The sequence below is a fragment of the Acinetobacter parvus DSM 16617 = CIP 108168 genome (assembly GCF_000368025.1).
GTDB classification, from domain to species: domain Bacteria; phylum Pseudomonadota; class Gammaproteobacteria; order Pseudomonadales; family Moraxellaceae; genus Acinetobacter; species Acinetobacter parvus.
In genome coordinates this window covers 364,092-374,393 of sequence record NZ_KB849211.1, presented here as the reverse complement: position 1 = coordinate 374,393, position 10,302 = coordinate 364,092, and the positions used below count along the sequence as shown (strand labels likewise).

At 31.0% G+C, this 10,302-nt stretch carries 8 protein-coding genes, 1 tRNA gene and 1 pseudogene; 2 read left to right on the top strand and 8 right to left on the bottom strand.

The features are described 5' to 3' along the window. The coding region (locus F988_RS15010; RefSeq protein ID WP_004681177.1) for an integrase core domain-containing protein at positions 1 to 130 on the top strand (130 nt) is incomplete at its 5' end. Positions 131 to 183: 53 nt separating this feature from the next. Here the strand turns inward: F988_RS15010 and F988_RS03865 are convergent. The 7 genes and pseudogenes from F988_RS03865 to F988_RS03835 all read right to left on the bottom strand — a co-directional run bounded on the left by F988_RS03865 (position 184) and on the right by F988_RS03835 (position 8,821). Continuing rightward, complete coding sequence (locus tag F988_RS03865) at positions 184 to 1,422, bottom strand: tyrosine-type recombinase/integrase (protein WP_004681175.1); 1,239 nt, start codon at positions 1,420 to 1,422, stop codon at positions 184 to 186. Continuing rightward, entirely contained in the window at positions 1,415 to 1,915 is a 501-nt protein-coding gene (locus tag F988_RS03860; protein WP_004681174.1) for a hypothetical protein, read from the bottom strand. The genes F988_RS03865 and F988_RS03860 overlap by 8 nt, the downstream gene beginning before the upstream one ends. After that, positions 1,912 to 4,137 carry a hypothetical protein gene (locus F988_RS03855; RefSeq protein WP_004681172.1) on the bottom strand — a complete coding sequence of 742 codons (2,226 nt, stop codon included), beginning with the start codon at positions 4,135 to 4,137 and terminating at the stop codon, positions 1,912 to 1,914. The genes F988_RS03860 and F988_RS03855 overlap by 4 nt, the downstream gene beginning before the upstream one ends. Then, on the bottom strand, positions 4,121 to 6,493 hold the full coding sequence (locus tag F988_RS03850) for a hypothetical protein (RefSeq protein WP_004681170.1): 2,373 nt from the start codon (positions 6,491 to 6,493) through the stop codon (positions 4,121 to 4,123). The genes F988_RS03855 and F988_RS03850 overlap by 17 nt, the downstream gene beginning before the upstream one ends. Before the next feature lie 116 nt (positions 6,494 to 6,609). Then, positions 6,610 to 6,924, bottom strand: a pseudogene (locus tag F988_RS03845) (DUF2726 domain-containing protein); the annotation flags it as partial. A 60-nt stretch (positions 6,925 to 6,984) separates the two neighbouring features. Next, positions 6,985 to 7,060, bottom strand: a tRNA-Asn gene (locus tag F988_RS03840). A gap of 525 nt (positions 7,061 to 7,585) precedes the next feature. Beyond that, complete coding sequence (locus F988_RS03835; protein WP_004681168.1) at positions 7,586 to 8,821, bottom strand: pyridoxal phosphate-dependent aminotransferase; 1,236 nt, start codon at positions 8,819 to 8,821, stop codon at positions 7,586 to 7,588. Between the two features lie 213 nt (positions 8,822 to 9,034). On the opposite strand from F988_RS03835, the gene F988_RS03830 reads away from it, so the two are divergent. Next, a complete protein-coding gene (locus F988_RS03830) occupies positions 9,035 to 9,214 on the top strand; it encodes a hypothetical protein (protein ID WP_004678032.1) in 180 nt (59 codons plus the stop codon). Between the two features lie 36 nt (positions 9,215 to 9,250). Here F988_RS03830 and F988_RS03825 read toward each other — a convergent pair whose 3' ends face one another. Then, the gene (locus F988_RS03825; protein ID WP_010589328.1) at positions 9,251 to 10,051 is read right to left on the bottom strand and encodes an A1S_2505 family phage non-structural protein; all 801 of its coding nucleotides are present in this window, start codon (positions 10,049 to 10,051) and stop codon (positions 9,251 to 9,253) included. Positions 10,052 to 10,302 lie beyond the last annotated feature (251 nt).

The following is a 10,302-nucleotide window of genomic DNA, read 5'->3' as shown; positions in this document are numbered from 1 at the left end:
TAAACAAGCGAAACAATCAATTGCTGAATATTTGGATTTTTATAACATGATACGTCCTCATTCAAGTTTGAATAAGGCAACACCAAATGAATTTTATGATCAACATTTACTAAAAGTAATGGCAGCATGATTTAAATATTTAGAGCGGATTTATCACTTATAAAACTGAATTGAGTGGTCTAATTAACGGAACCACATCATTCTTTCTTTTAATTTATCAATTTCAGAAAGCTCATCAAATGCTAAATTTATATATGTATCTAAAGATATGATAGATTTGTGACCAGTCCATTCAAGCATAATTTGTTTTAATCGATAGGTATTTAATAGCATTTTTCGAAATTCATCACCATTCGACAATTCGTGTTCTAAAATTAAAGATTTAAACTTTTCTGTGATAAATCTATGGCGGAACATGTGAGCACAAACTTGGGAGGAAAGATTTGCCTCTTTGGACCAATTATTCATATAAGTAGTCAAAGTATCTGGCTGTAATGGTTGACCTGATGTGTGGGAAATAAAAATATAATCATGATTAATACCCTTTTTTTGCAGTATCGGATTTCTATAGTATTGAACATAAAAGCGTAAATTGAGTAAAAAAGTTCTTGAAACAGGGATTTCCCTTGTCTTAATTAATCGATTATTTTTTAAATTTATTATTTCTAATAAAGGTGAGTTTGATTCACTCTTTAAAGCTGATCTTAGAGAATTCATGGATATAGAGCAGACTTCTGTTCTTCTACCGCCTGTATTTTCAAGCGCTTGGAGAATGCATAAGTTTCTAAGTCTTAATGGCTCATTCTCGGAGCTATTTATATGATTCAAAAGTCTATTATAGTCATCGAGTGAGACAGGATAACGTTTGCGTTTAGGTGAAGGTGGGGGGAAGGAATAATGAAAATAACTAGGATTAGCCCTTTTTTTGTTGTTTTCTCGAGATAATTTTTTATTTTTAATACTTAAAGATATTCTATTATTTTTACCAATTCCAATAAAATTATTAATATTATAAAGTTCTGCAACGAAAAAAAGAAAATCAATAATTTGGTAACCAATAGTTATAATTTGGTTATTAGATCGAACATGAGGGTTATCTTGCAGATAATCCATAAAATCCGAAAATATATCATCATCAAATTGTGAAATTTTTTTTATTTTTTTGCAAAAAAAGGTGAATCTTATAAAGTGACTCAAATGATTAGCAAATATCCTGTATGTACCACCATTATAATTATGAGAATAACCAAATTTTAATTTGTAAATAAGGTATGAATTTGCTTCATAGCATGGGACACCGTTAGGGAAAAATAAAAATGGTAGGGTGTTAATATTAAGAAATTTTATCTCTTGCTTGGATGTGGAAAGGTAATTTGGTAATGATAAATTGCTAACCATTGAATATAGTTTTTTATTATTCATAATTAGCATCCTCATTCACATAGTTTAATAATTTTTCAAAATACCTTAATTTATTATTAGTTTCATCAATTATATATTGGTTTTTTGTGTTTAAAGCTAAATTAGAAATTATTGACTTTAGGTCATATATGATCTTAATTAGCGTTAAGTTATTGATTTTTAAGTTATTATTTTCTTTTTCTAATTCTTTTGTTTTATTTCTTATAGTAATTGGGGATGTGATAATTGAAGATAAAGCTTTTATTCTCAATTCATTAAATTGAGTATAGGTCATATTTGAATATTTATTTACGTATAATTTGTGTGTGTTAAGTGATAGAGAAATAATTCCATATTCATTATTAACATATTTTGCCATATTTTTTTGAGATGAAATTGCAGTTTTTATATAATTATCATTTATATATTTTTGGGGTTTATTTATTATAAGTTTAAGAAAATCTATTTCAGATTGAATTGAATTTTCAACTTCATAGTCATTAAATTTTTTCATATTTCATCCTCAATTATTAATATTAGCTCAAATTCTTGAATGATATTATTATTTTTGTCTTTGGTAGTAAAAAATCTAGGTTGAAGGTCAATTATATGTTCATCAATGAGATAGTTTATCTTACTTAATAACTTGTTTGTAGAATCAAAGTTTTTTATGCTGATAATCTCTAAGTCATTAACATTAAAATGATTTAATAAAACTGTACGTAAGTCTTCAATATTTTTAACAATTGGACCAGATCTACCTAAATAGGCTTCAGTAATTGTATGAGATTTCACACCATTGAGAACACTGCCCGTTAATGGTTCAGTAATATAATGATATAAATGTTCAATATCCGTATGACCGAGGAAGTGACGTAATGTGTCTAAGCCATCAAAGCTTTTTGACCAAAAAAACATCATTGCAAAAAAACGTCTTAATTGATGTTGACGTATATAATATCTTCTATATTCATTTGGGGAATACTCTATTTTTTTTGTCTGAAAATAATCACAAAATAAATTTAGCAAGTTGCTATAGCTATTATTAGATAACTTACTCCATGTATTCCGCTTATAAGAATAGCTATTGATCAAGTTGATTTCTGATAATGTGGAAAGATTATTTTTTAAAATGACTTCATTAAATTTTTTAATTTTATAAATGACTTTTGCAATAATGCTTGGTATAGGTCTTGACATCTTTTCACGATGAAAATTAATACCACTTACACCACTTTTTCGATTATCAAATATAACTTCAAATTCTTTAAAATCTGTTAATAATGGATCAATATACTGTGGTAATAAGCAATCTAATGGGTGTAATTCAATAATTTCTGAGTTACGTCTAGCAGTGATTGCTCCTAATGCAACTAATATAGATCCTAATAGAATATTGTAAAAATCTATAAATCCATGATTGCTACGTAAATTTATAAAATAATTTTGATCTTTAGTTATTTTTAACTCTTTAATACCTATTTTCTTTAATGTGCCTGGAAATTTTGAACTCTCATAAAAGTTATCAAAATTTCCTTCTTTATTTTTTATGAATAAAGAATATTTAATAATCGTATCGAGCAATATATCTAAATACATATGAATAAATTCAAAAGAATCACGTATAGCTTTAAATGTTACATCAGCAGGTAGCGTTGCAAATCTTCCTAAATCTTTTAAAGGGGTTATTTTATTTATTCTTTTCATACTGATAGTATTAAAGTTAGATATACTGATTTGAGCACAATCATTTTGAGAGTGAACAAAGACTATTTTTTTTAAGTTTTTTATTTGAGATTGAAGGTCTTGGTATGAAAAATGCTCATCATCACTAGTAGTATAAGGAAGACATAAGTACTCAGTTTTACTTTTGTCATCGATTAAGTTTAGTTGCTGGAAAGCAACTGGTTGTTGATTAAATATGATGATACGATCTTCAAGATATTTAATGAAATAATTCTTTTTTACTTTATTGGGACTATATGTAGAATAACCTTCATTACAATAAAGCCAGTATTTAGATTTTCTTAGTTCTTCTAATGTCAGTTTAAGTTCATCGTTATGATTGTAATTGATGAAAAAAGGATATTTTTCTTCAAATTTAATTACATCATGTATATCTATTTCTTTCATTTTTTCTTTAAGAAAATTTGTAACAAATTCATTGTAGTTTATTGATGCATTGATTTTTCCATGGTTTGAAATTTTGACTAGATAATCTATTATGTAATCTTCACTTATTTTATTTAAACCATATTTGCTTAATTCTAAAATATGAGAATTAATCAAAATGGAATTTATAAAATAAATTGTGTTTGTTAAATTGATACTTATAGTCTGAGTTTTTAATAAAAATCCTTCATTGTAAATAGGATGGCTTTGAATGCAAAGCCAGAATTTGAAAGTGTTCAGTATTTCTGGTCTTTCTGTTAGTAAAGTATTGTTGTCAATTTTTATTTTATCGAAATTGATGGTTAATATCACTTTATTTAGTTTTACCATCCATATATTGGATTCAAATGTTGTATTATTATGAAACCAAGTAGGATTTCTTACATCTGATAGTTTTAAATTGTGTATAGTAGACGTTTTTTCAAAAGATTTTTCTATTAACCCATAATTATTAGGGTTACATATCATCTCATTTTTTAATAAGAGAAGCTCTGTCTTTGACATGTTTTCTATGTTTTTATTAGGGTTTGAAAAAATTTCTTTTAATTCATTGTCTACTATCATTTACAAATATTCCTTTGATTATATTATTGTTGATTGGGTTTTTTTTTGCTATCTCATACATTTCTATAATATCTTTTGTTAAATATAGGCATTGTTTTAAATTGTTTTGAAATGCTTCAATATGTGATATTACATAATTTGCACTTATATACCACCATTTTAAATGTTTTTTTATGTTTTTATGATTAAAAGATGTCTTTTCAAAAAAGTATTTAATCGCTAGGAAAATTTGTAGAAGAGGAACTGTTATTAAATAAATACCTATATAACTATTTTTATTGTCATTATTTTTTTTCTCAATATTTATTTCATGAAATCCTTTTTCAATATGATAAGGTATATCTTTGAATGCATGATTATTTATGAATTTATCAAGTTCTTCTTTAGTAAAGTCTACAGACTCAAATAAGTAAATTGAGTCTTTCATTGATTCATAAACAAGAGCATTTTGAAATATTCGTACCCATCTGTTCGTATAAAATTTCCATAGAGTATCAGGTAGATATGAATCAATCAATGTAGGGTTATATTCCTTATGGCCTAGTGCTATACTCATTTTATTTACAGACATCGTTTCATAATAAACTCGTACTGCACAGCTTGCACGAAATCTTGTTAATGTTAAATTTTGAAAAATATGACTACTTTCATCATCGTTAAGTAATATTTCACCTTTTTTATAACTTGTTATTTCATATGATTTTTTCAGACCATTAATGAGAGTGGTACAGGTGCCATTCTCAATTTTTTTTACTCTTTGTGGTTCTGTGAATGCAGTTCTTGAAGCTAATAGCATGTATTCATAATCTTGATTATTTTCAGATTTCAAATAATTTCTTGCAATACTAGTAATTTTTATGATGTCTTTAATTAATTTTACTGATTGAGAGTTTAATTTAATTAATTGTTCAGCATAATTTACTCCTCTTCGCTTTTTAAAAGATTTGGTGTACCAGGATTCCCCAATTTTAAAAAGACCTACATTACTTTTATTATCATATAATTTCCAATTTATTAACCATGATTCAGTAATTGCAGGATGCTGATTAATTAATAGTATAAGAAAAGGGTATAAAGTATTGTAGCTTGAATAAAAAATTTCATCTTTAATAATATCCTTTTCCTTATCTGAACCAGATATACCTAAAAAATGAGGATAATTCTTAAGGGTTTTGTACTTAAAAGGGCTTTCATAATAAGTTCGAAATGTATTATTTTTATTTAGAATTCCAACTGGTACATTATTTTTTAAATTATTGTTTTGGCTTACTTTAACAATTCCTTTGCTAAGACATTCAATAAAAAAATTATATTTATCATTTGTTTTTTGTGTGAGTAATTCTGAACAGTATATTATATGGTCAATTTCATTAATAATTTTAATGAAAATTAGTTCTTTAGCTTCACTATCAGTATAACTTATTGGAATCTGTGTGACTAATTTATTGTGTATTAATTGTTTTTTTTCATTTTTTACTAAGTTTGTTGTTGTGTTTTTATGTGTACATTTTTTATAGATTGGCCTGAGTATCTCTGTAATAGGTTCTTGCCATATTCCATAGTTGACTAATACATTGTACATATCAACGATAGAACTCCATCTCTTGTGAAAATGCCCGATATTATAGTTTTTTATTTTTGCATCTATTAAGCATAAATTATAAACAATAAGCATGCTTTCAAATGCATATTCTGAAGACATTGCCTTCTGTATTTCTTTAATATTTGGATAGATTATAACTAAAACTCTAAATAAACTAATTAGAAAACCAATTTTTTTTGACAAGGTCGTTGATATTACTTTTTTCCCATAAATGATCATTACATGATGCAGTTTACTTGTGAACTCTTTTCCATAGGTGTCGTAAATAATGCTGATATTGAGATTTAGGATTTTATTATCATTACTGCAGATATTCCAACCTCGATAATATTCAATCTTTTCTATATTTTTTTTGCTTTTTTTATATAGCAAGATACACTCTTCTACATTTTCACTTATTGTATTAAGTGAAAATAAAATTGTAGTTACACTTGTATTTAGCAACAAAGCTAGCTTATTGAATACCGATTGAATCTCATAGCTATAATGGTATTTATTGTAATTAGTTGTATCCAATTCAGTATAGATAAATCCTATAAAGCATTGTAGATGGCTTTCTAGTGCCTCAGAAGATATTAAATCGAATATTGAGTGTTTATTTGATGTCCCTTTCAAACATTCGATATACGCGCAATAAAGCGGTACCAGTGATGAAAGTTTATTAAGTTTCTTCTCTTCTTGTTTTAGCCAGTCATAGCTAGCTGTATCTAATGTCTTTGAATGATCATAATCCTTAAGATATCTAACTTTCATAGAGTGTCGTATCCGTGACGATTGTCAAATCATTAGAGATCAAAAAGTAGACTATGTCAATGAAACATATATAAAGAATTTATTTGATAACTTTAGTAAATTAGGAAAATACCCTGATCATCAAGTTCAACCACCGCAATAACCCGCATTTCCTGATCTAAAATAACGAAGTCTGTGACCTTGAGGTTGAATTTGCTGCGGATATTGTAATGCTCGCTTGTAATCAACGCACTAAAGGCAACCTGCGCCAATACATGGTAATGGGGAAATGCCTGTTTTAATCGCAGGAACATTTGTGATTCAAATGCTGTAATAACAGGGCGGGGAAAGAATTGTCGCTTGGGTAAAAAAGAACGTATGCAACTGATGAGAAGTAGTGCTGTGCTGATACAGCCAATCAGTACAAAAATGAATTGATTCGATGCAAACATATTCTGATTAAATTACCCACAAGAAAAAACCCACTCAAAATGAGTGGGTTTTTAGAATCTTGGCTCTCCCACCTGGGCTCGAACCAGGGACCTGCGGATTAACAGTCCGTCGCTCTACCGACTGAGCTATGGGAGAATCTGAGTGCCATTATAGGTGGCTTTTAAAATCGGTCAAGTTAAAAATGTCATGTTTCTTTCATTTTTATATCGTATGCTTTTTATTTGCACAATTAAGGTGAAATGGCATAAATAACTTGAACTTTAATCAAGTGATTGCTAGAGTCAAGATAGAAAGAATGTTTGGATATTGATCTAAACAGTGTGGATTTAACCCAACTTGCCAGCACTAAAATGGCTAAATCGGAGATCAAAATGACGACTCTTTGTATTCAATCTATTTTCTCAAATTTTTTCTTTTATCAACAAAATTATCTCTAGATTATTCAGAATCCTGAAAAATATTACACAGTAGTTGAAATTGCTTAATTGTCTGTTTTCACACATTTACCTAACACGGTCTAATTCTATAATATGGCCAGAATGAGATGATCTTTGATCAATATTTTATGGTTTTATAAGATGATGAACTTGCTAAATACATAGCAGGATAGACATAAAAAAGAAGCTTCATTAAGAAGCTTCTTTTTAATTTACAGTATGATTATTTCACTGCTTTTTCAGCTTCAATTGATGCGATCGCCGCATCTACACCATCAATTGAGTCAGCTGCTTTCTTGATACGTGCTAAAGCATCCACTAGAACTTCATCAGCAGTTGCGTAAGAGATACGCATAAAGCCACCTAAGCCAAATGCATCACCAGGAACAACTGCAACGCCAGTTTCTTCAAGTAACCACTCAGAGAATTCTGTGCAAGACTTCATGCCTTTTGCACGAATCAATGGACGGATGTTTGCATAGGCATAGAACGCGCCATCAGCAGGGAGACAAGAAATACCGTTGATTTCATTTAAGCCATTTACCACCAAGTCATGACGGCGTTTAAACGCCTCAATCATTGGTTGAAGAACGTCTTGTGGACCATTCAATGCTGCTTCTGCCGCAACCTGTGAAATTGAGGTTGGGTTAGATGTAGACTGAGACTGGATGTTCTTCATTGCGCCAATCAATTTTGCAGGACCAGCCGCATAGCCAATACGCCAGCCTGTCATTGCATACGCTTTTGACACACCGTTAAGCACAATGGTACGGTCATATAAATCTGGAGCAATTGTTGCGATGTTGTAGAACTCATCTTCCCAACGGATTGGTTCGTACATGTCGTCAGAAGCAATCAATACTTGTGGGTGGCGACGCAGCACATCAGCCAAAGCTTCTAGTTCAGCCTTGGTGTAGATCATGCCTGTTGGGTTTGATGGACTGTTAAGTACCAATAAACGTGTATTTGGTGTGATTGCAGCTTCCAATTGTTCAGGTGTGATTTTGAAGCGTTGTTCTTCACCACATTTTACGATGACTGGCGTACCCTCAGCAATGATCACCATGTCTGGATAGCTTACCCAGAATGGCGCAGGGATGATCACTTCATCACCTTTGTTTAACAAGGCTAGTGCCAGGTTAAAGAAGCTTTGCTTACCACCACAAGACACCAAAATCTGGTTTGCTTGATAATCTAAATTATTGTCACGTTTTAATTTTGCAATAATTGCTTTCTTTAAGCTCGGAGTACCGTCTACTGCTGTATATTTTGTAAAGCCTTTGTTAATCGCTTCAATTGCAGCATCTTTGATGTGTTGAGGGGTATCAAAGTCTGGTTCGCCTGCACCTAAACCAATCACGTTTTTACCAGCAGCTTTAAGCTCGGCGGCCTTGTTTGTTACTGCAAGTGTAGGGGACGGTTTGATGGCATTGACACGATCAGAGAGACGTACGTCCACGGCATTATTCCTTCTTATGGGATTGAAAAATAAAAAGCAGCTTATCTTAGCTTAAATCAAGGTTATTGTGGTCAAAACTTGCCTTAATCGCATAAAAAGTTACCAAAATATAAGTTGTATGAAAGCTTTGGTTTTTTACATATTTTATTTTTATAAAACTGACAAAAATCCATTACAATAGCGACTAGAAATTTAGATTTCGAGAGAATTTCAATGAGTACGCAACAACCAAAAGCCAAAAAAGCTTTGGTGAAATTACCATTCCCGATGCCATCTGCTCAAGATGATTCTGAGGACGTGGCGCATAATCAGGTTCGCCCAAAGCCTGAGCAATATGCAGATCGGACTTGGATGCCACCACGTGGTACACGCCGTTCGATGGGGAAACGCTAAAAGAAAGCCAATCAGTGAATGATTGGCTTTTTTATTTTAATGACTGTTTCGGTTGAGTGGATGTTGTATTTCCAGTTCACCACGCCAGAGTTTCATGAAATCATATTCATCAATATCATACAGTTCCATTAAGGCGATAATCACGCCAACAAAAATCATCGCACCTTCGGAATTACTTTGGAAATTAAAAATCTTACCATTCAGTTTGCTTAAAATATCAGTGATTTCATGTTCACGGCCACGCCCGTAGCGATCACGTGGATAAAGCTCTTCATTTAAAATAACGAGTGCAATTGCTTTTTCCGCAGCAGATAAATGGGTTTTATCTAAAGCCTCTTCAAAGGATTCATAGCCGTGATTGAAGTAAAAAATGACTTCGTCATTAATAAAGGCATGCACTGTTTCGGCAGTTAAATTAGGGAATTGGGAAACCGCATCTTCTTCAATATAAGGACGAAAGGATTCAGGAAAAATCACATTGGAATGAATCCCTTTAAATAAAGGGGCAATTTCAGAGACTTTATAACCTGCAATACCACAACCCAATGCTGTTAAAAAGTATTTCATTTTTGGATGGTTTTTGGCATAGATTTTAAAATCATCTACGTAATGCTCAATTTGTGATAGTGGCATTTGCTGTAAATGTTCATTGAGTGTTGGAATCGCAAAACTTTGTCCAGCCCAGCCACGTCCCACACCTTTGACTGCGGCAAAATGTTGTGCTGCCACACGAGCTGCACCACTGTCGTGTGTGCCAGCTAAGTTACTGCCAAATACAAAAACAGTATCTTCGGGCAGTTCGGTGACAATGCTTTCATCATGGTATTGGTAAGACATATTGTTATCATTAAATTTGAGTATAACTGCATGTTGCAGTTGATTCGGAAGTTGGTCAAGTGAAAAAGTAGATGCTTTTAAGGTATGATTACCCAAAAGTTATTTAAATTGACTTAGGTAATAAGTAAGTTTAAAGCATTAATTTTTTTAAAATATTGATTTTTAAGGATTATTGTATTATTATGCGAACAGCGAACAGCGAACAGCGAACAGCGAACAGCGAACAGCGAACAGCGAACAGCGAACAGCGA